The sequence below is a fragment of the Collimonas sp. genome (assembly GCF_035566375.1).
In the GTDB taxonomy this organism is placed as follows: domain Bacteria; phylum Pseudomonadota; class Gammaproteobacteria; order Burkholderiales; family Burkholderiaceae_D; genus Collimonas.
In genome coordinates, this window is sequence record NZ_DATMRK010000047.1 from 43,155 (window position 1) to 65,802 (window position 22,648).

A 22,648-nucleotide genomic window follows, 5' to 3' on the forward strand; every position below is an offset into this window, starting at 1 on the left:
GGTTGATTACAATAAGAGTCCCCAGCCTGCCTCCCCGCAAGCCCGGTTAACGGTAGTAGCCAATAAACAGCTTGCTGGCTGTCTATTCTTTACTCCACCTGCTTTGGCCGGTATCCGGGCTAACAAGTCGGAGCGCATAACCTTCCCATGCCAAGCCAGCACACAGTGGTAGTAGATGCGTTCTGTCGGCGCGGTCAGCATCCAGCGATGGATTGCTTACCGGCGACGCTTGTTTTACCGTTGCGGGGGCAGCACACGTTGGCCGGTGCTCTTGGCGAGCACATGACGCCGTGTTTCCCGTTTAACTGCGGACATGGACATGTCCGCGTGCACCAAAACCCCGCCATTGTACGGCCCGCGCCGGTTTGCAGCAATTGCAGGATGAGGCAAATGCTTCAGGGTGTGGTTAAATTCGCATTCCCGCGATACAGAGCCGCCACCATGTCGGACTGCGTCACCATGCCGACCAGGCGCCGCTGGTCATCCACAATCGGGATGTGGTGTATGCCGGAATCGGACAAGGGTTGCACCAGTTCGACGATATGGGCGTCGGCCGCTGCACTCTGAACAGCGCTGGTCATGATCTGGCCGACCACTTCCGGCTTGTCGGAATGGCTATTGGTGGTGCGCCGGATGAACTGTTTCAGTTTCTGGTCGAAACCGGTGTACACCTGCAAATTCACCTGCCGCATGAAATCGGTCTGGGTGATGATGCCGATCAGGCGCTTGGCAGAATTGATGACTGGCAAAGCCTTGATCTTATGCTTTAGCAACAGCCCCCAGGCATCTTCCAGCGAAGTGCCGAACTCGACGCTGATGACATCGCGCGACATGATATCGGCGCAGGTAATCGCGCCGAAGCGGCGCTGGTAGGCATGCAGCTCGGTTTGCAGGATCAGGCTTTCCAGATCGTCGCGGCTGACATCGAGCACCTGATTATATTGATGCAATACATAATCCAGGTCTTCCTGCGTGAAGCCGATACGTCTGCCGCTGGGCTGGTCTTTGGTCTGATGCAATTTGCCCGGATCGGCGTGCGCCACATGCGGATAGCGGCGGCGGGTCGCGTTATTGAACAGCAGCGCCACCAGCAACAGCAAAAAAGAATTCAGCAACACCGGCGTCAGCACGAAATGAAAACCCTGGCTGGTCACGGCCGGCCCGCCCAGCACTGCCGTCAGCGCCACTGCCCCGCTGGGCGGATGCAGGCAGCGCAAGAAAAACATGGCGCCGATCGCAGCAGACACCGCAACGGCCGGGGCCAACACCGGATCGGGAATCCAACGCGCGCAGCTGACGCCGATCAACGCCGCAACCAGGTTGCCGCCGACGATAGACCAGGGCTGCGCCAGGGGACTGCCCGGCACCCCGAACAACAATACCGCGGAGGCGCCCATCGGCGCGATCAGCAACGGCAGCGCCGCCGTCGAACCCAGCGCCCAGTGGCTCACCAGCCCGGTCAGCAAAATTCCCAACAAGGCGCCGCAACAGGCACGCATGCGCTCGGTAGCGTTGACCATCACCGGCGCCGGGACAAAACCGCGCACCCACAAGCCAAACAGCTTCATCTTCTTTTGCTTTCTTTTTTTTTTCGCTTAGCCGCCGTAAGCGTAGGTAAATTTATTGTTCACGATCCGCCCCATCACGCGCGAGCGCTGGTCCAGCCCCACGTGATCCTTGGGATTCATGTTGACCACGCCCTGCGGAATAGTCAGGTCATGGGTGTTTTCCAACGCACTCCGCAGCGCCGTGCGGAATTGCTTGCTGCCAGGCTGGCCGGATTTCAACGCTTGCGGCACCGCGTTGGCGATCAGCATGTAAGCGCCCCAGGCGTCGGCGGCGAATTGCGTCATAGTGTCAACGCCGTAGGCAGCTTCATAGCGGCGGGTGAAATCCAGTGCCGTTTTCTTGACCGGATTCGAGTCTGGCAATTGCTTGGCCACCACCGCCGGTCCGGTCGGGAAAAAAGTGCCTTCGACATCCTTGCCGCCGACTTTCAGGAAATCCGCGGTAGCGATGCCGTGCGTCTGGTAGATGCGGCCTTTGTAGCCGCGCTCGACCAAGGTCTTTTGCGGCAGGACAGCCGGCGTCGCCGATCCGGCGATCAGCACCGCATCCGGCCGCGCCGACATGATCTTGAGGATTTGCCCGGTGACGCTGGTGTCATTGCGGTTATAGCGCTCGCTGGCGACAATCTTGATTTTCCTGAGCTCGGCCAGGTGCGAAAACTCGCGCCACCAGCTGTCGCCGTAGGCGTCGGCAAACCCGATGAAAGCTGCGGTCTTGATACCGTTGTCCGCCATGTGCTGGGTCAGGATGGTCGTCATGTGGGAATCGTTTTGCGGCAGCTTGAAGACCCAGGCGCGCTTGGCGTCCTGCGGTTCGACGATAGAAGCCGACGCCGCCAGCGCCACCATCGGCGTTTCTGCCTCGGCCACCACATCCAGCATGGCCAAGGCCGCCGGCGTGGTATTCGGGCCGACGATCAGGTCGACTTTTTCTTCTGTGATCAGTTTGCGCGCATTGCGCACTGCGTTGGTCGGATCGGAGGCGTCGTCCAGGATGATGTACTCGACCTTTTGTCCGGCAATCACTTTCGGCCATAGCAAGATGGCGTTTTTGGTCGGCGCGCCAATTGCCGCAGCCGGGCCGGTGACGGCGATATCCACGCCAATCCGGATTTGCGCCGAGGCCGCAGCGCTCCATATGGACAGCAGAACAACAGACGAAATCAGATAAGCGCGTGTGATTTTGTTCATCGAATTTCTCATCGAATTTCTCATCAACTATCAATCCTGACGTATGACATGGGAATATTTCTACAAGGACAGGATTCTAACTCCTGTTGCGTCAATCCCGCGAACGCGAGAATCCATCTTGGTTGCAATCTTGGTTGCAATATTAATCACTAACTTGGATCCCCGCATACGCAGGGATGACAGCCCGTCTTTGAAACAAATCTTGATTTTTCCAATAATTCGTATGATGATATGGTCACATTACGATAAAAATATGCCGCTGGAAGAGACAAAATGTTCAATAAACTGAATGCCAATCGGACTTCTTTGAGCGATACCGTCGCCCAGGAATTGCTGAAAAAGATAGAAACCGGCGAGTTTGGCCCGGGTGCAAAATTGCCTACCGAACCGGCCCTGTCCGAGCAATTCGGCGTCAGCCGCACGGTGGTGCGCGAAGCGATTTCCCGTTTGAAGAATGAAGGTGCGGTCGAGCCGCGCCAGGGCAGCGGCGTCTATGTCAGCGAACAAGGCCATGTGCGGCCGTTGCGGATCCAGTTCGACCAGGCCTCGTCGGCCGATGCGGTGCTGCAGATTGTCGAGCTGCGGCGCGCCATCGATGCCGAAGTCGCGGCACTGGCCGCTACCCGCCGTACGCCGCGCCAGTTGAAAGCCATCGAAACCGCGCTGAAAGGCATCGCCGCCGATGTCAACGCCGGCGGCGACGGCGTGCCGGCCGATGTCATGTTCCATCGCAGCATCGCCGAAGCCACCGGCAATCCCTTCCTGTTGCAAACGCTGGCCTTCCTCAGCCAGTACCTGGAAGCCGCCACCGCCGTTACCCGCAGCAACGAAGCCAGGCGCGATGACTTCATGCGCCAGGTCTATGAAGAACACGCCGCCATTGCTGCTGCGATTGCAGCCGGCGATGCGCTGGCGGCGCGCAACGCGGCGCAAAACCATATGTTCAATGCGGCACGCCGCATGGCGCAAGGCGCCGCCGATACCAAGGCCGCTCAGGAAAGCAAGAGCGCCAAGAGCACTCCGAAATCTCGTTAATCCCGCTAACTATTAACTCGCTTATCAGGTTCAGCAATGACTATCAATGTAGGTGTAATCGGCCTTGGCGCCATGGGTTTGGGCGTTGCCCGTTCTTTGTTACGCGCCGGCTTGCGCACGCATGCTTGCGATGTCCGCGCCGAAGTATTGCAGCAGTTTGCCAGCGAAGGCGGCATCGTCTGCAACAGTCCGGCCGAACTCGGTGCGTCATGCGAGGTGGTGATTACGGTGGTAGTCAACGCCGCGCAAACCGAGCAGGTGCTGTTCGGCGAGCAAGGCGCTGCGGCCGCCATGCGCCCCGGCAGCCTGGTGATTGCCAGCGCTACCGTGGCGCCGGAATACGCCGTCAAGCTTGGCGAGCGGCTGGCTGCACTGCAATTGCTGTTCCTCGATGCGCCGTTGTCAGGCGGCGCTGCGCGTGCAGCTTCCGGTGAAATGACCATGATGACTTCCGGCCCGGCCGCCGCTTACGCCAAGGGCGAAGCGGTGCTGGCAGCGATCGCCGGCAAGGTCTACCGGCTGGGTGAGGCGCATGGCGTCGGCTCCAAAGTCAAAATCATCAACCAGTTGCTGGCCGGCGTGCATATTGCGGCGGCGGCGGAGGCGATGGCTTTGGGCATGCGCGAAGGCGTCGATGCCGATGCCCTGTACGAAGTGATTACCAATAGCGCCGGCAATTCGTGGATGTTTGAAAATCGCGTGCCGCACATTTTGAAGGCCGATTACACACCATTGTCTGCGGTCGATATTTTCGTCAAGGACCTGGGCCTGGTGCTGGATACCGCACGCGCCAGCAAATTCCCGCTGCCGCTGTCGGCTGCTGCGCACCAGATGTTCATGATGGCGTCCACCGCCGGCCACGGCGCCGAAGACGATTCCGCCGTGATCAAGATTTTCCCAGGCATCACGCTACCGACAGCGCAGGAGTAACCGATGTCAGCACAACAGAACGCCGCAACAAAACCACTGCTCGGCTGCATCGCCGATGATTTTACCGGCGCTACCGATCTCGCCAACATGCTGGTGCGCGAGGGTATGCGCACCGTACAGACCATAGGCGTGCCGGACAGCGCACCACAAGAGGTGGACGCCATCGTGGTGGCGCTCAAATCACGCACCGTGCCTGCCGCGGAAGCTGTTGCCGACTCCCTGGCCGCGCTGCGCTGGCTGCAGCAGCAAGGCTGCCGTCAGTTTTTCTTCAAATACTGTTCCACTTTCGACTCGACGCCGCAAGGCAATATCGGCCCTGTCACCGACGCCCTGCTGCAGGCGCTGGGAAGCGACTTCACCATCGCCTGCCCGGTGTTCCCGGAAACCGGCCGCACCCTGTATCGCGGCCATCTGTTTATCCAGGATCAGCTGCTCAACGAATCGGGCATGCAAAATCATCCCTTGACGCCGATGACCGATCCTAATCTGGTGCGCGTGCTGCAGCAGCAAACGCCGTCCAAAGTCGGATTGATCGGCTATCCGGCGGTTTCCCAAGGGGTGGATGCGATCCGCGCCGGAATGGATGCGCTGCGTCAGCAAGGCGTGCGGATGGCGATTGTCGACGCCCTGGAGAATCAGGACCTGTACGCCATCGGCGCTGCCTGCGCCGACTTGCCGCTGGTCACCGGCGGCTCTGGCGTCGCACTCGGACTGCCCGCTAATTTCGTGCGCGCCGGTTTGCTCAATCCGCAGCAAGGCGCCAAGGCGAGTGAATTGCCTGCGATCGACGGCTTGTCGGTCGTCCTGGCCGGCAGCGCATCGAAAGCCACCAATGCCCAGGTCGACGCATGGAAAGAGAAACGCCCGGCATTCCGCATCGATCCGCTGGCGCTGGCTGGCGGCGAGCCGGTAGTGGCGCAGGCCTTGGCCTTCGCCCAGCAGCATCTCGATAAGGATAAGCAGCCGGTACTGATCTACGCCACCACCACACCAGAACAAGTGAAGCAAGTGCAGGCAAAACTCGGCGTCGAACGCGCCGGCCTGCTGATCGAACAAGCTCTGGCCGACATCGCCGCCGCCTTGCTGGCGCGCGGGGTGCGGCGCTTTGTGATTGCCGGCGGCGAGACCTCCGGTGCAGTAGTCAAGGCGCTCGGCGTGCATGCCTTGCGCATCGGCGCGCAAATCGATCCGGGCGTGCCGGCGACGGCGTCGATCGGTGCGACACCGTTGGCGCTAGCGCTGAAATCCGGCAACTTCGGCAGCATCGATTTTTTTGAAAAGGCGCTGCTTCATTTGGGTGAAAATCAGTTGGGTGAAAATCAGTTGGGTGAAAATCGACTCGGTGAGACACGTCTATGACCATTCCAAAAAATCCGGCAAGCGCTAGCACTACGCTTAAGGAACAGGCGCTGCGCGAAGAAATCTGCGAGATCGGCGCTAGCCTGTATCAACGCAATTACACGGTGGGCACGGCCGGCAATATCAGCGCCCGCCTGGATGACGGCTGGCTGATCACGCCGACCGACGCCTGCCTCGGCAGACTGGCGCCGGCGCAGATCGCCAAGGTCGATCTGAATGGCCAGTGGGTCAGCGGCGACAAACCTTCAAAGACCCTGACCTTGCATCGCGCGGTCTACGATAACAACCCGCTGATGCAAGCGGTGGTGCATACCCATTCGAGCAATCTGGTAGCGCTCACGCTAGCCGGAGTCTGGCATGACAGCGCCGTGCTGCCGCCGATCACGCCGTATCAGGTGATGAAGGTCGGGCGGATTCCCCTGATCCCGTATTGCCGCCCTGGCGATTCGCAGGTGGCAGAGCAAGTCAAATTGCTGGCAACCAGCGTGCGCGGCGTATTGCTGGAGCGCCTGGGGCCGGTGCTGTGGCATGAAAGTATTTCGCAAGCAGCGTTCGCACTGGAAGAGCTGGAAGAAACAGCGCGTTTGTGGCTGATGGTGCGGGATAAACCTGAGCCGCTGAGTGCGGAGGCTTTGGATGAGTTGTATCGGGTATTTGGTGCAAGTTGGTGAGTTGGTAAGTTGGTAAGTTGGTAAGTTTCAAATAATAGAAACGGCCAGTTAATTTCAAAACTTTTTAGATGGGTGGAGACGAGATGTCAGCAACAATCACGCAGGCTAATATCAGCCTGCCGGCCGAACAAGCCGAAAATCTGTACAAGAAAGTATTCTGGCGCTTTGTGCCATTCATCATGCTGTGTTACGTGGTGGCCTATCTGGACCGCGTCAACGTCGGCTTTGCCAAGCTGCAGATGTCGCAGGACCTGGGCTTCAGCGAAACCATTTTCGGCCTCGGCGCCGGTATCTTTTTCCTCGGCTACTTCCTGTTTGAACTGCCCAGCAACCTGATCATGAACCGCGTCGGCGCCAAGTTGTGGATCGCCCGCATCATGATTACCTGGGGCATTCTGTCTGCGTGTTTTGCCTGGGTCCAGACCCCGACCCAGTTCTACGTCCTGCGCTTCTTGCTGGGGCTGGCCGAAGCCGGCTTCTATCCCGGCATCATCCTCTACCTGACTTACTGGTTCCCCTCGCATCGGCGGGCCAAGGTGGTCGCCACTTTCATGGCGGCGATTCCCGTCTCCGGCATTTTCGGCAATCCACTGTCGGGCTGGATCATGCAATCCTTCCACGGCTCCAGCGGCTGGCACGGCTGGCAATGGATGTTCATGATCGAAGCGATACCGGCCATCCTGGTCGGCATCGCGGTGTTCTTCGTGATGGACAACAGCATCCGCAAAGCCAAGTGGCTGACCGAAGCCGAAAAGGATTACCTGGAAGCCGAAATCCGCGCCGACCAGAAGGACAAGGAAAGCCCGAAGTCGACCGCCGGCGTGTTCAAGGACATCCGCATCTGGCATATGTGCCTGATTTATTTCTGTATCGTCATGGGCCAGTACGGCCTGACATTCTGGCTGCCGACACTGGTCAAAGCCTCCGGCGTGGTCGGCGATTTCAAGATCGGCCTGATCAGCGCGATTCCCTTCGTCTGTGCAGTGTTCGCCATGATCCTGATCGGCCGCCGTTCCGACCGCTTGCGTGAACGGCGCTGGCATCTGATCGTGCCGGCCTTGCTGGGTGCGGTAGGTTTTGTGATCTCCGCCATCGCCGCCGACAATACCGTGATTGCGATTGCCTTCCTGTCGCTAGCGGCGATGGGGGTGCTGACCTGCTCGCCGCTGTTCTGGTCGCTGCCGACGGCTTTCCTGTCCGGCACCGGCGCCGCTGCCGGCATCGCGGTGATCAACTCAGTCGGCAACCTGGCCGGCTTCGTCAGCCCGTTCCTGGTCGGCTGGTTGAAAGATACTACGCACAACAATCAAACCGGCATGTTCATGCTGGCGGCCATGCTGGTGATTGGAGCGATTGCGATCCTGAAAACACCGGCGAAGATGGTCAACCGCTAAGATATTTTTAATGCAGTTTTTTACCGGCGCGCGCAGAACACATCGGGCGCGCCGGTTTTCAGTTCAGGAGTTTTGTGATGCCACGTTTTGCCGCCAATCTGACCATGATGTACAACGAGCACGCTTTTCTGGACCGTTTTTCGGCTGCGGCCAGGGACGGTTTCAAGGGCGTCGAGTTTCTGTTTCCGTATGAGTACGCCGCTGCTGAACTGCAGAAAAGATTGCAGGACAACGGCTTGACGCAGGCACTCTTCAACGCCCCTCCGGGTGACTGGGCAGCCGGTGAGCGCGGTATTGCCTCCTTGCCTGGTCGGCAAGATGAATTCAAGCGCAGCGTGGCGACCGGCCTGGAATATGCGCAGGTGCTCGGCAATAACAAATTGCATGTAATGGCCGGCCTGATTCAGCCGCAGCAGGACCGCGCCCGCCACCGCGCCGTGTACCTGGAGAACCTGGCTTATGCCGCTGCTGAAGCCGCCGCGCATGGCGTCACCATCGTGATCGAACCGATCAATACTCGCGACATCCCTGGTTTTTTCCTGAATCGCCAGGACGATGCGCAGGCTATCTGTGCCGAAGTCGGCGCCCCTAATCTGCAAGTGCAGTTCGATCTGTATCACTGCCAGATCGTCGAGGGCGACCTGGCAGTCAAGCTCAAGCGCGACATGCTGCGGCCGCAGGCCGGCATCGGCCATATCCAGATTGCCGGCGTGCCGGAGCGGCATGAACCGGATATCGGTGAGATCAATTATCCGTATCTGTTCGAACTGATCGACAGTCTCGGCTACCAGGGTTGGATCGGTTGCGAATACCGGCCGCGCGGCGCCACTTCCGACGGACTGGGCTGGCTCAAGCCGTGGTTGTGAGCGGCACCCGGACAACACGCGGCCAGCACTCAACCAGCAACTTCAATAAGGAATCATCATGCAAGTAGTCATCACCGGCGGCGCCGGATTTTTGGGCCAGCGCCTGGCCCGCAGCCTGCTCAAGCAAGGCAGCCTGCCAGACAGCAACGGCCAGTTGCAAACCATCAGCAAAATTACTCTGGTCGATGTGGTCGCCGCCACCGGTTTCGACGATGCGCGCATCGAACAAGTCACCGGCGACATCACCGACAGCGCTTTGCTGGAACGCGTGATCACGCCGCAAACGGCAGCGATCTTTCACCTGGCGGCAATCGTCAGCGGCCAGGCCGAAGCGGATTTCGATCTCGGCATGCGCATCAACCTGGATGCATCGCGCCTGTTGCTGGAACGCTGCCGCGCCTGCGCGCATGTGCCGCGCGTGATCTTCACCAGTTCGGTGGCGGTATTCGGCGGCGTGCTGCCGGCTGTAGTGCAAGACGACACTGCACTCAATCCGCAATCTTCCTACGGCACGCAAAAGGCGATTGCCGAATTGCTGCTTAACGATTTCAGCCGCAAAGGTTTTGTCGATGGCCGCGTATTGCGCCTGCCGACCATCAGCGTCCGTCCCGGTAAACCCAATCAAGCTGCTTCGTCTTTTGCCAGCGGCATCATCCGCGAGCCGCTCAACGGCCAGTCCGCGATCTGCCCGGTTGCGCCAGACGTGCGTTTGTGGCTGCTGTCGCCGCGCAAGGTGATCGCCAGCCTGATCCACGGTTATACATTGTCCGCCGAGGCATTGGGCAAGAGCCGCACCATCAATCTGCCGGGGATCTCGGTCACCGTGGGCGAGATGGTCGCAGCACTTGAGCGAGTCGCTGGCAAACGGGTCGCGGCACGGGTTGAATGGACTCACGATCCGGTGATCGACCGCATCATCTCAAGCTGGCCGGGCGCCTGGGACGCCAGCCGCGCCACCGCGCTGGGTTTCGTCGGCGACGTTGATTTCGACGACATTATCCGCACCTATATCGAAGACGATTTGCCTGCGGCCTGAACCTGCAGCCGCTAAATGCGATGCGCCGGCGAGCCTTTGAATGTTTTTTTGACATGCGCCGGCAAGGACTTTTCTTGTGAAAGATACGACAGCGGTACGGTAAGATTGTCACTTTATGACTTTTGCCAAGCCGACATGAAGACCAGTTTTTTTCAGCCCACAGCGCATTTGCTGACAGGCTTGCTTATGGGCTTGCTGTTTTGCTTGCTTTTGGCTAGCGGCACTTCGGCTTACGCGGCAGCGGCGGCTGCAAGCACCGCCGCCAGCAGCGCCAGCACCCCGCCGGCTCCTGCGTCGGCGCCTTCTGCGCTGGATTCCCTATCCAAGGTTCTGCAAAGCAATCCCGCCGCCGGCAGCCTGGTGGCCACCCTGATCCAGGCGGAGCAACAGAACAGCAAGACGTCACCGGCGCAAAAGGGCTTTATCGGCCTGATTTCCACTAGCCTCGACACATTCCAGGCACATCTGCATCAGGTAGTCACACCGGAAAAATACTGGAAGCAGCAATTTTCTCTGGCTTGGCAAGACTTGTCGACGATACTCGAGCGCCAGGATTCAGAGAGCGGACTGCAGGTGCTGGCCAATTTCCTCGAAATGCTGGCCCTGTTCAGCGTGGTCGCCATGACGCTTTACTATGTCGGCAGGCGCGTGCACCAGCATTTCAAAGTCGACACCAAACTGCCGCCCGACCCCAGCATCAAGGAATTGCTGCTGTATATCCTGCGCCATATTGCACCGATACTGCTGGCGCTGGTGCTGGAAATCTCGGTAGCGGTCAGCCTCGACTCTTCGCAAGGACCGTCGCTGGGACGGACGCTGGCCACCGTGCTGCTGTATACCCTGATCGGCGCGCGTTTGTTTCAGGCGGTATGCGCCATCATTTTTTCGTTGTGGCATGGCGGCCACCGCAGGGTCGCCGTGCAGATCCTGTATCAACGCGCCTTTGGCTTGCTGTATGTGATCGGCTGCGCCGGCTGGCTCGGCGACGCGCTGGATAATCCGCAAGTCAACCAGATCATCGGCGTCCATCTGTCAGACGTGGCGGCAACCCTGGCTAGCCTGATTGCAGCGCTGCTGGGCGGCTGGTTCGCTTTGCGGTTCCGGCGGCCGGTGGCGCATATCATCCGTAACCGGCCGCTGGCGGTGCGTCGTGATCATCCGGCACGGATGGAAACGCTGGAGGTGATCGCCGCCTTCTGGTATGTGCCGGTGCTGCTGTTGAGCCTGAGCGTCAGCGTTGCCACCATCCTTGCTCTGTCGAGCAACAATTCGGCGCTCAATCATGCCTTGGGCAGCGCCGCCTTGCTGATCGCGATGTTTTTTATCAGCGCGCTGCTGCGCCGTGTACGCAGCCGCAAATCGACTGCCGTGGCGGTACGCCGGCAATCTCCTTATATCCTGCGTCTCAGTAGCGTCGGTTTCAGCTTGCTGCAATTTTCCCTATGGGTAGGCTTCTTCGAACTGCTGACCAGGATCTGGGAACACTCTCTGCTGGATTTTGCCAACGCCACCCTGATCGGCCAGATGATCGTCGCCGCTCTCGGCAAGATCGGCGTCACGCTGGTGGTTGCCTGGCTGGTCTGGATCATGCTCGATACCTTCATCCAGGAAGCCATCAACCCGACCCGCAACAGCCGTTATGCGCGCAAGAATCCGAGCACACGCATGCGCACTATCCTGCCCTTGCTGCGCAATGCATTGATGCTACTGATCCTGACCATCACCATCATCACCACGCTGGCCAACCTCGGCATCAATGTGACGCCGCTGCTGGCCTCGGCCGGGGTGGTCGGGCTGGCGTTCGGTTTTGGTTCGCAGTCGCTGGTCAAGGATCTGATCACCGGGGTTTTCATCCTGATGGAGGATTCAATGTCGGTCGGCGACTGGGTCGACGTCGGCAACGGCCATGCCGGCACGGTGGAAAACCTGACCATCCGCACGGTGCGTCTGCGCGATAGCAACGGCTCGGTGCATAGCGTGCCGTTTTCGCAGATCACGGCGATCAAGAACGATTCTCGCGAATACACTTACGCCTCGCTCAAGCTGAGCATCAGCCACGATTCAGATGTCGACCAGGCGCTGCGCCTGATGCGCGAAACCGGCGCCGAGATGCTGGAAGACAGGCGTTTGCGGCGGCTGTTGCTGCAGCCTATCGAGATTTACGGAGTCAACGGTTTCGATTTGAACGGCGTGGCGCTGCTGGCCGGGATCCGCACTAAACCGCAAACCCAGAATGAAGTCGCGCGCGGCTTCAATCTGCGCATCAAGAAAAAGGTGGATGACGATCCGAAGGTGCACTTCGCCACGGAATGGGCGAATTTCCCGCTGACCGCGGTGGATACGGCCAGCGGCACTACAACATTAGCAGCGCCGGAAGCGCCAGCAGCCGACGCCAAGAGCTAACCCTGCCTTATTTGATGCGGCAGCTTAGCAACCAGTAATATTCAAGCCGCAAGATGCGCAGTTCGCGCGTGATGGGCGCGAGCTTCTTGCGCAGGCCGCTGTCGGTCGGGAAATTCTTCATGACTTCGTAACGCTCGCCGTTGGGTAAGGTGCGGAACTGGTAAGTATTGCCGTGCACATCGGTACGGGCGATGGGCGTGCTGTTTTCTTCGACGTAACCGTTGTCGATCATTACCAGCAAAATATCCTTGCCCAGTTTTTCACGCAGCTGGGCGATGAAACGCACCTGATCCTGACGCCCTACATGCGACCACCAGAAACCCAGGAAGCAGGCGGTAAACTTCTGCTCCGGCTGGAAGGTGTTGATATCCTGCACCGCAAAAGTCGCTTTGCCGGCCGGCAGTTTCTTAGCGTTTGCCAGAGCAATCATTTCCGGATTGATATCGGTGGCGAATACCGATTTCGCCGAAGCGGCGATTTGCTCGGTCCAGAAACCGGTGCCACAAGCTAGCTCCAGCACATCGTGGCCTTCCATCAATTCCTGCACCCGCACTTGCAGGGTCAGCAAATCATCCTGGCGCTCCGGGCGCTGGTAAATCTCTTCATAAGTCGAAGCACGTTTGGCGTAGTAAGCCACCATATCTGTATTAATCATTTTCCCAACTCATTTTCTAATTGCTTAACTTCTGTTTGCTTAACTTCTGTTTTTTTAAATTGACAAGCGCTGCGCTGGCAGCGACCCGATAACGTTCTGACAGCGCGTCGTACAGCGGCGGCGCAAAAAACCGCGAGACCCGGCTGGCAATCAGGGCCGTCGCCATCAGCGAGATCACCAGGGCATGGCCATTAATCATTTCCATTACGATCACGAACGCGGTAATCGGCGATTGGGTGACAGCCGCCAGGTAACCCACCATCGCCAGCGCGATCAGCATCGGCAACGAGGTGTGATCGAACAACTGGTGCAGCAAATTGCCGAAGCCGGCGCCGATCGACAACGATGGTGCAAAAATGCCGCCGGGGATGCCGGGCAGATACGACGACACCATCGACGCCATTTTCAAGAACGGATAAAACACCGACAAGTGCTGCTGCCCTTCCAGCACACCCTTGGCCTCGACATAACCGCTGCCGAAAGTGGCGCCGCCGGCGATCACGCCGATCAACGCCACCAGCAAGCCGCACAAAGCGCCAAAGGCGATCGGGCGGTTGCTGCGTAAATGCTGGATCCGGGCCGGGATCCAGCGTTTGGTATTCAGCAGCAGCCAGCAAAACATGCCGCCGGCGACGCCGGTAAGGATCCCTGTAACCAATACCGCCAGCGCCAGCATGTCGGTCAGTGCGCTGTCGATTTGAATCGTGCCGAAATAGGTGTAGTTGCCGTTCAAGCCCAGCGCCACCGCACCGGCAAAAATAATCACGGTAATCACGACGCCGCTGGCGCGATGTTCGAAGCTGCGCGTCAGTTCTTCAATCGCAAACACAATCCCGGCCAGCGGCGTGTTGAACGCCGCCGACAAACCAGCCGCCGCTCCCGCTAATATCAAGCGCCGCTCCAATGCCGCGCTGGCGCGCGGATAGAGGCGCCGCAAGTTGAACATCAAGGCAGCGCCGACCTGCACCGTAGGGCCTTCACGGCCGATGGTGAAACCGCCCAGGATGCCGATGAAGGAAACGCCGATCTTGCCTGCCAATATTTTCAGCGACAACAGCGCTTCGCCGCGTTTGCTGGTGTCTTCTTCCAGCGTCGCAATCACTTGTGGAATACCGCTGCCTTCAGCGCCTGGAAAATAACGCCGCGTGGCCCACACGCACAGTGCGCCGACAGCCGGCGTAACAAACAGCGGCAACCAGAAATGCGATTGCTGCATCGAGCGGAACATGCCAAAACCAATATCCATCAGCCAGGCATAGAGCACCGCGATCAAGCCTACCAGTATCGCACCAAGCCATAAAATGCCATATCTGCGCCAAGCGCGCCGCGCCTGACGCAGCGTCTGATCGGAAAAACTGAGAGGCAGCGGATTCATCGAATTTGGGCGCAAAGACATGATTATAAATTATCCCCGCGCAATTCCCCCCAAACAGGCCAGCGGCATGTCGGCGAAACCGGCGCAAGGACAGCCGAATGCCGCTTATGGCCTTGATTGATTGCCGCTTGCCGGGGAAGCGGCCAGCCTAGAGATGATAGCTTTTCAGCCAGGCCTTGATGTTTTTGACATCTTCAAACGCCAGCAAATCGTTCTTGAGCGCAGCGATATGCTGCTGCATGCCCTTGATATCGCTTTTCAGGCGGCGCATCGCCAGCGCGGGCGACAACGCTTCCTGCGGCGCGAAATTGAAGCGTCTGCGGAAATCCGCCTCCAGTCCGGCAATCTCGGCGCGCAACTCGGCCGACTGCTCCGTCAGCACCTTGCTGTAGTGCTGCAGGCGCTGTTCCGACAAGGAATTGATACGGCTCTGGTCGATCTGCTCGATTTCCAGCTGCAGCTCCAGCAAGCCGAGCAGGTCTTGCTTGTCATAGGCGATATTCACCCTTTGCATCAGCGTCGTCTTGCGAGCCCGCTCCACAGGATCCTGCTCGCGGTCGGGATGCAGGGCGCTGGCCAGCTTGCGATAGACTTCGCGCACCGACTGACTGGCGTTTTGCAATTCTTCCTGCTGCTTGGCTTCCCTGGCCGCGGCCTTGGCCGATTTCCTGCCTTTGCCGGCGCGTTGGCGATCGCGGTCGACCGCCGCATCTTCGTCGGCATCCGCCTGCTGCGCGGAGTCTGCAGAGTCGTCCCGCTGCCCGTCCGCTGCATCGGCACCGCCGTGCATGCGATAGATCCGTTTCAAATCCGCGGCATCGCTATCGCCGACGATGGCGGCGCTGACCGAACAGATGATGTGGCTGATTTTCTCCTGATCGTGCCGGCTCAAGCCCTTTGCCGAATAAGCGTCGTCGAGCAGGCGCACCAGCTGCGCCACCAGTCCGTGGTAGCTGCGTATCAGAGGCTGGTACTGGCTGACATAGTGCTGCTGGTGCAGCGCGATCATTTCCTGCCAGGCCGCCAGCAGTTGGCGCTCGGCCTCCAGTTTCTTGATCAGCGCATTGAAGATTTTCTGGCCTGGCGACAGGCTGGCCTGTCCATGTTGTTCGACGATGTTGAGCGCCTTGGTTTCTGTTTTTTTCATCGCTTGCTTTACTGCGTGTCGGTGTGTGATTTTTCAGATGAAAAATGTGGCGTAGCGCGTGATTATAAGTTGCTGCCGGCGGCGCGCAGCAGAAAGCGGCCAAGGGGCGTATGATCTTGTCTCAGCAATAAGCATTCATCCGTATTCGACTGTGCCCCGCAGCACTCTTTTACAAATTTCCATGCCCTGTCCCACCACGCGGCGACTCCGCCGATAAACAATCATATGGCCATCCATTCCGCCTCCGCCCATTCGAGCGACCAGGTTTTGCCCTTCCGTGAGTCATTGCTTGCCATGCTAGGCATCGCCTTCGTGGTGATGCTGGTGGCGCTCGATTCGACCGTGGTCGGGACCGCGCTGCCGACCATCGTCGCGGAACTGAAAGGTTTCGAGCTTTACGCCTGGGTCGCCACTTCCTACCTGCTGACCTCGGTGATCACGGTGCCGATTTTCGGCCGCCTGGGCGATTTCTACGGCCGCAAACCCTTTGTGCTGGTCTCCATCATCCTGTTCACCGCCGCCTCCATCCTGTGCGGCATGTCCGGCAGCATGCTGTGGCTGGTGATCGCCCGCGGCCTGCAAGGCATAGGCGGCGGCATGCTGGTCGGCACTGCGTTTGCCTGCATCCCCGACCTGTTCCCGGGTGCCCACGTGCGCCTGCGCTGGCAAGTCATGATGAGCACCGCGTTCGGCATCGCCACCGCCGTCGGGCCATCGCTGGGCGGCTTCCTGACCCAGTACTGGGGCTGGCGCTGGGTGTTCTATGTCAACCTGCCGGTCGGCGTACTGTCGCTCTTCTTCGTGTATAAATACCTGCCGCATCTGCGCCACACCCACTCGGAGGCCAAGATCCGTCTCGACTGGCCGGGGGCTCTGCTGATCACCGCTTCGCTGGGCTGCCTGCAGCTGTTTGTGGAAATGCTGCCGCAGCACGGCTTGTCGCTTGGCATGCTGGGCTTGCTGGCGGCCAGCGTCGTCAGCTTTGTGGCGCTGTGGAAATGGGAACATCACACGCCGCAACCTATCCTGCCCTTCGATCTGCTGCTTGACCGCAAACTGTCGACTCTGTTCCTGTTGTCTGTGCTGAGCGGCTTCTCCATGTTTTCGCTGATGTTCTATGCGCCGCTGCTGTACCAGGGCGGCTTCGGCCTGTCGCCGCAGGAAGCCGGGCTGCTGATCACGCCGCTGGTGGCCTGCATCATGGTAGGCAGCATTGCCAACGGCCGCATCATCCCGCACCTTAAGAATCCCAACATCATGCTGTATCTCGGTTTCACCCTGCTGGCGCTGTCTTGCCTGGGCGTGGTGATTTCCAACCGCTGGACCTCGCACAGCGTAATCGTCGGCTTCATGCTGTGCGGCGGCCTGGGACTGGGTTTCATCCTGCCCAACCTGACCATCTTCATCCAGCAGGAAGCCGGCCGCGAACACCTCGGCATCGCTACCGCGTTGATGCAATCCTTGCGCATGATCGGCAGCATGCTGGGCACCGCCATCATCGGCACCCTGATCAATCGCATGTATGCCGGCAGCGTGCGGCAAGCGCTGGCGGAACAGAAAGCCGGCGACTGGTTCGCCAGTTTCGCCGACCCGCAAATCCTCATCAGCCATGAGACCCAGACTACCGTGCTGGCGCAGCTGGCCAGCGCCGGCCATCAGGGCCAGCTGTTGCTGGAAGCGGCGCGCGAGGCATTGATCGGTGCTATCCACATGGGCGTCGGACTGGCCGTGGTAGTCACCGGCATTGCCCTCTGGCTGGTGAGCAAGGTGCCGCCAATTACCTTGCACATCAAGCCCGCGGCAAGCGCAGTCGCCGAGTAGCGGATCAGCGCGGATCGGGACGGCAGCAAGCCCGCCCGGTCTGCGCATCTGATTTGACGCTGCCTCACAAAGCGTTACATATCACACCATCTGGAAGCACCTGTATCAATCCGGCGATGGCATCCTGAAGTCCTGGTCACTCACTTCACTCAGGACAATCATCATGAAAAAGCTCATTGCCTCACTGGTGCTTGGCACCATCCTCAGCACCTTGCTGAGCGGTTGTATCGTGGCGCCGATCGGCCCCGGCTATTACCACCCGCACTACTACCATCCATACGACCGCTATTAAGTAAGTAACAGTAAGCGGGCTTATGCAGGCAGGATTCGAGTTTCAGCTCGAATACTTCAGCTCGAATACATAGCCATACAAAAATAAACACGGGGCTTTTATGAAACTGATCCACAAACTCGTTCTTTCCATGCTGCTGGCGCCAGCGGTGCTGCCGCTTGCCGCGCAAGCCGACGAACCCGGTCATCACGGCGCCTATCTGCATGCGCTGGCGGATCTGCGCGTGGCGCGCTGGCTGATCGACCATCGTCCGGGCGACAACTGGGTCATGGGCCGCAGCGAGCAGATCGCCTTGGCCGAGATCGATGCCGCCAGCCGCGAGATCACCCAGCTCGGCCTGGACGTCGGCAAGGATGTCTATCGCGAGGAGCGGCCGGACGCCCGTCCGGATCGCCGCGGCCGCCTGCATGATGCGGTGGAGGCGCTGGAGCGCGCCCGCAATGACGTCAGCCAGCGTGAAGACGATCCGCGCGTGTTCGGACTGCAGCAGCACGCCATGCAACGCGTCGAGGCGGCCAAGCACGCTACCGAAGATGCAATACGCGACGCTGGTTATTGAGCATTGAAATTTTGAAATAAAAAAAGGGCAAGCCTCGCGCTTGCCCCTTTTCTTTTTACCGGCTGGACTACAGCTCGTACATATCCTTCTCGCCGTTCATCACCTGCTCGATCAGCTTGCGATTCATGGTCGGCGCCAACAGCTCGATGAAAGTATACACATAGCTGCGCAGATAAGCCCCCTGCTTGACCGCTGCCCGCGAGATATTGGTGCCAAACAGATGCCCAACCGAAATCGAGCGCAAACCGACATCGCGTTCCGCATCGAACGCCATGCCGGCAATAATCCCCACCCCCATGCCCAGCTCGACATAGGTCTTGATGACATCGGCGTCGATCGCCTCCAGCAACACATCCGGCTTCAGGTTACGCAGGGAAAATGCATGATCGATCTTGGTCCGGCCAGTGAACGCACTATCGTAGGTAATCAAGGGAAACGCAGCAATTTCTTCCAAAGTGATCGCCTTCGATTGCAGCAAGGGATGATCCGGCGGCACCACCACCACGTGCTCCCATTGATAACAAGGCAGAGTCACCAGCCCATCGGCATTGACGATGGCTTCGGTAGCCAAAGCCAGATCGGCCTGGTCGTTACGCACCATATCGGCGACCTGCTTAGGATTACCTTGCAATAAAGACAAGCGAACCTTGGGAAACTTCTGGGTAAAAGCCTGAACCACCTTAGGCAGTGCATAACGCGCCTGGGTATGCGTAGTGGCAATTGTGAAGCTGCCGCTGTCGTGCGCAGCGTATTCGTTGCCGATACGCTTGAGACCGTCGATTTCCTGCATGATCAGCTCGACCGACTTCAATACCGCTCGCCCAGGCTCTGTCAGTCCGCGGATCCGCTTGCCATGACGTGTAAAAATATCAACACCAAGCTCTTCCTCCAACTCGATGATCGCCTTGGAGACGCCCGGCTGCGACGTATACAATGCCTTGGCGGCCTCGGTCAGGTTGTAGTTCTGGCGCACCGCCTCGCGGACAAAACGGAACTGATGGAGATTCATGGATTTTCCTTGGGTTTTCTTTATAAGAATCTGTTCAGCACTACCGGGAAATTATCAAAACAATAAATCCCGCTGTATTATCAAATTACTAAAAAACAAAGACATATTGCAGCCTCTTGCCTAATCACTAGCAAGCGTATTTGCCGTATTTACATATATCAAATACGCATATAAGCAAATAAATAGTCTGTAGTTGGAGATAGATGTGAAGTTTATTACGATTCGAGGTGTTTCGTACGAGGTGATATGACTGTTTCTTATGTAGTGAGCGGTTTTGCCGTCGGATTATTAGTGGGATTGACTGGTGTCGGCGGCGGCTCGCTGATGACGCCGTTATTGACCCTGCTGTTCGGCATCCATCCCAGCGTTGCGGTTGGGACCGACCTGGCGTTTGCGTCAGTGACCAAGGTCGCCGGTACCGTCGCTCACCGCTCGCGCGGCACCGTGCGTTGGGATATCGTCAAATTGCTGTCGCTGGGCGCCCTGCCGGCCGCCATCGCCACCGCCTTGATCCTCAAATACCTGGGCGGCGTCAGCGCCGAAATCGGCCAGGTGATTCGCTATTCGATCGCCGTTTCGGTATTGCTGACGGTGATCGCCCTGCTGTTTAAAGGTAAACTCCAGCATTGGTTGAACGCCCATCCGGAAAAACATTTGCATGGCCGGCAACTGACCATAGCGACCATCTTTGCCGGACTGGTGCTGGGCGCCCTGGTCACCATATCGTCGATCGGCGCCGGCGCGGTTGGCGCCACTATCCTGGTGCTGCTGTATCCCCGCCTGTCGCCGGCGGAAGTTGCCGGCACCGACATCGCCTACGCCGTGCCGCTGACGGCGATTGCCGCTCTTGGTCACTGGTGGCTGGGCTCGATCGACTGGAATCTGCTGGGCGCGTTGCTGCTGGGCTCGGTGCCCGGCATCACCATCGGTTCGCTGGCGGCGCGTGCGGTTCCGGAAAAATTTTTACGCGCTCTGCTGGCGCTGACTCTGACCAGCGTTGCCGTAAAGCTGATTTATTAAGAGGTCGCACGGTAGCGGCCCGATACCTGTTTTGAAGCAAGGCGTGGCGAGCGAGTTGAGCAATCCAGAGTGACTCTGGCCACAACCCATAAGGAAGACGAAGATGTATCGCTACGATCAATACGATCACCAGATAGTCAAGGAACGGGTCGCACAATACCGCGATCAGGTAAGACGCCGCCTGTCGGATGAACTGACGGAAGAAGAATTCCTGCCGTTGCGCTTGCAAAACGGCTTGTACATGCAACGTCATGCCTACATGCTGCGCGTCGCCGTGCCTTACGGCATGCTGTCGTCGGCGCAGGTGCGCATGTTCGGCCACATCGCCCGCAAGTATGACCGCGGCTACGGCCACCTGACGACGCGCCAGAACATCCAGTTCAACTGGATCAACCTGGAACAGTCGCCGGACATCCTGGCTGAGCTGGCAACGGTCGAAATGCATGCGATCCAGACTTCCGGCAATTGCATCCGCAACACCACCTCGGACGAGCTGGCCGGGGTTGCCGCCGACGAAGTGATCGATCCGCGTCCCTATGCCGAAATCATCCGTGAATGGAGCACCTTCCATCCCGAGTTCGCCTTCCTGCCGCGCAAGTTCAAGATCGCCATCAGCGGCGCCGAACAAGATCGCGCCGCCACCGCCGTGCACGATATCGGCCTGCATGTGGTGAAAAATGCCGAAGGCGAAATCGGATTCCGCTTCCTGGTCGGCGGCGGCATGGGCCGCACCCCTATCATCGGCAGCGTGATCCGCGAATTCCTGCCGTGGCAGCATGCATTGACCTATCTCGAAGCGGTCCTGCGCGTCTACAACCAACACGGCCGCCGCGACAACAAGTACAAGGCGCGCATCAAGATCCTGGTGAAAGCGCTGGGCGCTGAAGAATTTGCACGGCAGGTGGAAGCCGAGTGGCTTGATATCAAGGACGGTCCGGCTACGCTGACGGTGGAAGAATTGCAACGGATAGCCCAGTATTTCACGCCGCCGCCATACGAAACACTGGCCGCCACCGACGCTGGATTCGAAGTGCAGAAAGCCGACAACAAGGCTTTCGCCAACTGGCTCAAACGCAACGTCAAGGCGCACAAGGTGAGCGGCTATGCTGCGGTCATCCTGTCGGTGAAAAAGACCGGCGTGCCGCCGGGCGACATTACTGCCGCCCAACTCGATTTCGTGGCCGACCTGGCCGATCAGTACAGCTTCGGCGAAGTGCGTGTGACACACGAACAAAACCTGGTGCTGGCCGACGTCAAGATCAGCGAGTTGTTTGCAGTGTGGCAAGCGGTCAAGGCGCAAGGATTGGCGACGCCGAATATCGGCCTGCTGACCGACATCATCTGCTGCCCTGGCGGCGATTTCTGCTCGCTAGCCAACGCCAAGTCGATCCCGATCGCGCAAGCCATCGCTGAAAAATTCGACAACCTCGATTTCCAGCACGATATCGGCGAGATCGAATTGAATATCTCGGGCTGCATCAACGCCTGCGGTCATCATCACGTCGGCAATATCGGCATCCTCGGCGTCGACAAGGACGGTTCGGAGTGGTACCAGGTTTCGATCGGCGGCTCACAAGGCAACAACACCAGCATCGGCAAGATCATCGGGCCGTCGTTCTCGTCGCAGCAGATGCCGGTTGTCATCGAGCGCCTGCTGCATGTCTATGTGCAGCAACGCCACGAAGAAGAATTGTTCATCGATACCGTGCAGCGTCTAGGCGTTGCGCCGTTCAAGGAATACGTTTACGCCAGCCCGATCCCGACGGGTCACACCCATGGAGAGGATGCCTGTGTCTAACATCATCAAGAATCGTACCGTCGTCACCGACGAATGGAGCGTACTGCGCCTGAACGAAGGCGAAAGCGCGGACAGCGTCAGCATCCCCGCCGGCCAAGTGATCGTGCCGTTCAGCGTCTGGCAAGCCCAGCGCGCGCAATTGCAAGACCGTGCAGAAATAGGCGTATGGCTGAGCAGCGATGCGCAGGCGGATGTAGTTAAGGACGATCTGGCGCATTTCGCACTGATCGCGGTGGACTTTCCTAAATTCACCGACGGCCGCGGTTATTCGATCGCCTACAACCTGCGCAGCCGTTTGGGCTACAAGGGCGAATTGCGCGCCATCGGCGACGTCTTGCGCGACCAGTTGTTTTACATGCAGCGGGTCGGCTTCGACGCCTTTGCGGTGCGTGCCGACAAGGATATCAACGACGCCCTCAAAGGCCTGACCGATTTCTCGGAAAAATACCAGACCTCGTGGGATGAGAAAACACCGCTGTTCCGTCGTGTACAACGTCAAGCCGTCACCCAGGATTAATC

The 22,648-nt window shown here is 58.9% G+C and carries 20 protein-coding genes and 1 riboswitch; of the genes, 14 read left to right on the forward strand and 6 right to left on the reverse strand.

Translation table 11 applies throughout. From position 1 onward, the window contains the following. Nucleotides 1-88: 88 nt before the first annotated feature. Nucleotides 89-352: riboswitch (cobalamin riboswitch) on the reverse strand. A gap of 43 nt (nucleotides 353-395) precedes the next feature. Together VNZ60_RS15060 and VNZ60_RS15065 are read right to left on the reverse strand one after the other, a co-directional pair. Continuing rightward, on the reverse strand, nucleotides 396-1,568 hold the full coding sequence (locus tag VNZ60_RS15060) for an HPP family protein (protein ID WP_325660466.1): 1,173 nt from the start codon (nucleotides 1,566-1,568) through the stop codon (nucleotides 396-398). Between the two features lie 27 nt (nucleotides 1,569-1,595). After that, nucleotides 1,596-2,759 carry an ABC transporter substrate-binding protein gene (locus tag VNZ60_RS15065; protein ID WP_325660468.1) on the reverse strand — a complete coding sequence of 388 codons (1,164 nt, stop codon included), beginning with the start codon at nucleotides 2,757-2,759 and terminating at the stop codon, nucleotides 1,596-1,598. Nucleotides 2,760-3,032: 273 nt separating this feature from the next. Between VNZ60_RS15065 and VNZ60_RS15070 the strand changes: the two genes are divergently transcribed. The 8 genes from VNZ60_RS15070 (at nucleotide 3,033) to VNZ60_RS15105 (ending at nucleotide 12,453) form a co-directional block, all read left to right on the forward strand. Continuing rightward, complete coding sequence (locus tag VNZ60_RS15070; protein ID WP_325660469.1) at nucleotides 3,033-3,794, forward strand: FadR/GntR family transcriptional regulator; 762 nt, start codon at nucleotides 3,033-3,035, stop codon at nucleotides 3,792-3,794. A gap of 36 nt (nucleotides 3,795-3,830) precedes the next feature. Further along, nucleotides 3,831-4,724, forward strand: a complete 894-nt coding sequence (gene ltnD / locus VNZ60_RS15075; RefSeq protein WP_325660471.1) for an L-threonate dehydrogenase — start codon at nucleotides 3,831-3,833, stop codon at nucleotides 4,722-4,724. Between the two features lie 3 nt (nucleotides 4,725-4,727). Continuing rightward, a complete protein-coding gene (gene otnK, locus VNZ60_RS15080; protein WP_325660473.1) occupies nucleotides 4,728-6,083 on the forward strand; it encodes a 3-oxo-tetronate kinase in 1,356 nt (451 codons plus the stop codon). Beyond that, nucleotides 6,080-6,754 carry a 3-oxo-tetronate 4-phosphate decarboxylase gene (otnC, locus tag VNZ60_RS15085; protein WP_325660475.1) on the forward strand — a complete coding sequence of 225 codons (675 nt, stop codon included), beginning with the start codon at nucleotides 6,080-6,082 and terminating at the stop codon, nucleotides 6,752-6,754. Before otnK ends, otnC begins: the two co-directional genes overlap by 4 nt. A gap of 83 nt (nucleotides 6,755-6,837) precedes the next feature. Continuing rightward, nucleotides 6,838-8,148 carry an MFS transporter gene (locus VNZ60_RS15090; protein WP_414648852.1) on the forward strand — a complete coding sequence of 437 codons (1,311 nt, stop codon included), beginning with the start codon at nucleotides 6,838-6,840 and terminating at the stop codon, nucleotides 8,146-8,148. 77 nt (nucleotides 8,149-8,225) lie between these two features. Continuing rightward, the gene (otnI, locus tag VNZ60_RS15095) at nucleotides 8,226-9,014 is read left to right on the forward strand and encodes a 2-oxo-tetronate isomerase (protein ID WP_325660479.1); all 789 of its coding nucleotides are present in this window, start codon (nucleotides 8,226-8,228) and stop codon (nucleotides 9,012-9,014) included. Nucleotides 9,015-9,072: 58 nt separating this feature from the next. Continuing rightward, complete coding sequence (gene denD / locus VNZ60_RS15100) at nucleotides 9,073-10,050, forward strand: D-erythronate dehydrogenase (protein ID WP_325660481.1); 978 nt, start codon at nucleotides 9,073-9,075, stop codon at nucleotides 10,048-10,050. 135 nt (nucleotides 10,051-10,185) lie between these two features. Further along, entirely contained in the window at nucleotides 10,186-12,453 is a 2,268-nt protein-coding gene (locus tag VNZ60_RS15105) for a mechanosensitive ion channel family protein (protein ID WP_325660483.1), read from the forward strand. A gap of 7 nt (nucleotides 12,454-12,460) precedes the next feature. Here the strand turns inward: VNZ60_RS15105 and VNZ60_RS15110 are convergent, their stop codons facing one another. The 3 genes from VNZ60_RS15110 to VNZ60_RS15120 all read right to left on the reverse strand — a co-directional run bounded on the left by VNZ60_RS15110 (nucleotide 12,461) and on the right by VNZ60_RS15120 (nucleotide 15,630). Further along, nucleotides 12,461-13,108, reverse strand: a complete 648-nt coding sequence (locus VNZ60_RS15110) for a class I SAM-dependent methyltransferase (protein WP_325660485.1) — start codon at nucleotides 13,106-13,108, stop codon at nucleotides 12,461-12,463. A 16-nt stretch (nucleotides 13,109-13,124) separates the two neighbouring features. Beyond that, nucleotides 13,125-14,483 carry a chloride channel protein gene (locus VNZ60_RS15115; protein ID WP_414648861.1) on the reverse strand — a complete coding sequence of 453 codons (1,359 nt, stop codon included), beginning with the start codon at nucleotides 14,481-14,483 and terminating at the stop codon, nucleotides 13,125-13,127. A 148-nt stretch (nucleotides 14,484-14,631) separates the two neighbouring features. Next, complete coding sequence (locus VNZ60_RS15120; RefSeq protein ID WP_325660488.1) at nucleotides 14,632-15,630, reverse strand: J domain-containing protein; 999 nt, start codon at nucleotides 15,628-15,630, stop codon at nucleotides 14,632-14,634. Nucleotides 15,631-15,855: 225 nt separating this feature from the next. Between VNZ60_RS15120 and VNZ60_RS15125 the strand changes: the two genes are divergently transcribed. The 3 genes from VNZ60_RS15125 (at nucleotide 15,856) to VNZ60_RS15135 (ending at nucleotide 18,302) form a co-directional block, all read left to right on the forward strand. Then, entirely contained in the window at nucleotides 15,856-17,451 is a 1,596-nt protein-coding gene (locus VNZ60_RS15125) for an MFS transporter (RefSeq protein ID WP_325660490.1), read from the forward strand. A gap of 163 nt (nucleotides 17,452-17,614) precedes the next feature. Further along, entirely contained in the window at nucleotides 17,615-17,743 is a 129-nt protein-coding gene (locus VNZ60_RS15130; protein WP_268906984.1) for a hypothetical protein, read from the forward strand. A 100-nt stretch (nucleotides 17,744-17,843) separates the two neighbouring features. Continuing rightward, nucleotides 17,844-18,302 carry a hypothetical protein gene (locus tag VNZ60_RS15135; RefSeq protein WP_325660494.1) on the forward strand — a complete coding sequence of 153 codons (459 nt, stop codon included), beginning with the start codon at nucleotides 17,844-17,846 and terminating at the stop codon, nucleotides 18,300-18,302. 67 nt (nucleotides 18,303-18,369) lie between these two features. Here VNZ60_RS15135 and VNZ60_RS15140 read toward each other — a convergent pair whose 3' ends face one another. Continuing rightward, nucleotides 18,370-19,311, reverse strand: coding sequence for a CysB family HTH-type transcriptional regulator (locus tag VNZ60_RS15140; protein WP_325660496.1), 942 nt, complete (start codon nucleotides 19,309-19,311; stop codon nucleotides 18,370-18,372). A gap of 246 nt (nucleotides 19,312-19,557) precedes the next feature. Between VNZ60_RS15140 and VNZ60_RS15145 the strand changes: the two genes are divergently transcribed. From VNZ60_RS15145 to VNZ60_RS15155, 3 genes are all read left to right on the forward strand, one after another. Beyond that, nucleotides 19,558-20,331, forward strand: coding sequence for a sulfite exporter TauE/SafE family protein (locus VNZ60_RS15145; RefSeq protein ID WP_325660498.1), 774 nt, complete (start codon nucleotides 19,558-19,560; stop codon nucleotides 20,329-20,331). Between the two features lie 103 nt (nucleotides 20,332-20,434). Then, nucleotides 20,435-22,129 carry a nitrite/sulfite reductase gene (locus tag VNZ60_RS15150; RefSeq protein WP_325660500.1) on the forward strand — a complete coding sequence of 565 codons (1,695 nt, stop codon included), beginning with the start codon at nucleotides 20,435-20,437 and terminating at the stop codon, nucleotides 22,127-22,129. Then, nucleotides 22,122-22,646 (forward strand): DUF934 domain-containing protein, encoded by a 525-nt coding sequence (locus VNZ60_RS15155; RefSeq protein WP_325660501.1) that lies wholly within the window; start codon nucleotides 22,122-22,124, stop codon nucleotides 22,644-22,646. The genes VNZ60_RS15150 and VNZ60_RS15155 overlap by 8 nt, the downstream gene beginning before the upstream one ends. Nucleotides 22,647-22,648 lie beyond the last annotated feature (2 nt).

Bases quoted from the DNA above. Each gene is read 5' to 3' on its own strand.
- denD (WP_325660481.1), top strand. From the start codon at position 9,073: ATGCAAGTAGTCATCACCGGCGGCGCCGGATTTTTGGGCCAGCGCCTG.
- VNZ60_RS15150 (WP_325660500.1), top strand. From the start codon at position 20,435: ATGTATCGCTACGATCAATACGATCACCAGATAGTCAAGGAACGGGTC.
- otnI (WP_325660479.1), top strand. From the start codon at position 8,226: ATGCCACGTTTTGCCGCCAATCTGACCATGATGTACAACGAGCACGCT.
- VNZ60_RS15105 (WP_325660483.1), top strand. From the start codon at position 10,186: ATGAAGACCAGTTTTTTTCAGCCCACAGCGCATTTGCTGACAGGCTTG.
- VNZ60_RS15135 (WP_325660494.1), top strand. From the start codon at position 17,844: ATGAAACTGATCCACAAACTCGTTCTTTCCATGCTGCTGGCGCCAGCG.
- VNZ60_RS15145 (WP_325660498.1), top strand. From the start codon at position 19,558: ATGACTGTTTCTTATGTAGTGAGCGGTTTTGCCGTCGGATTATTAGTG.
- otnC (WP_325660475.1), top strand. From the start codon at position 6,080: ATGACCATTCCAAAAAATCCGGCAAGCGCTAGCACTACGCTTAAGGAA.
- otnK (WP_325660473.1), top strand. From the start codon at position 4,728: ATGTCAGCACAACAGAACGCCGCAACAAAACCACTGCTCGGCTGCATC.
- VNZ60_RS15125 (WP_325660490.1), top strand. From the start codon at position 15,856: ATGGCCATCCATTCCGCCTCCGCCCATTCGAGCGACCAGGTTTTGCCC.
- VNZ60_RS15140 (WP_325660496.1), bottom strand. From the start codon at position 19,311: ATGAATCTCCATCAGTTCCGTTTTGTCCGCGAGGCGGTGCGCCAGAAC.
- VNZ60_RS15130 (WP_268906984.1), top strand. From the start codon at position 17,615: ATGAAAAAGCTCATTGCCTCACTGGTGCTTGGCACCATCCTCAGCACC.
- VNZ60_RS15115 (WP_414648861.1), bottom strand. From the start codon at position 14,483: ATGAATCCGCTGCCTCTCAGTTTTTCCGATCAGACGCTGCGTCAGGCG.
- VNZ60_RS15090 (WP_414648852.1), top strand. From the start codon at position 6,838: ATGTCAGCAACAATCACGCAGGCTAATATCAGCCTGCCGGCCGAACAA.
- VNZ60_RS15060 (WP_325660466.1), bottom strand. From the start codon at position 1,568: ATGAAGCTGTTTGGCTTGTGGGTGCGCGGTTTTGTCCCGGCGCCGGTG.
- VNZ60_RS15110 (WP_325660485.1), bottom strand. From the start codon at position 13,108: ATGATTAATACAGATATGGTGGCTTACTACGCCAAACGTGCTTCGACT.
- VNZ60_RS15070 (WP_325660469.1), top strand. From the start codon at position 3,033: ATGTTCAATAAACTGAATGCCAATCGGACTTCTTTGAGCGATACCGTC.
- ltnD (WP_325660471.1), top strand. From the start codon at position 3,831: ATGACTATCAATGTAGGTGTAATCGGCCTTGGCGCCATGGGTTTGGGC.
- VNZ60_RS15120 (WP_325660488.1), bottom strand. From the start codon at position 15,630: ATGAAAAAAACAGAAACCAAGGCGCTCAACATCGTCGAACAACATGGA.
- VNZ60_RS15065 (WP_325660468.1), bottom strand. From the start codon at position 2,759: ATGAACAAAATCACACGCGCTTATCTGATTTCGTCTGTTGTTCTGCTG.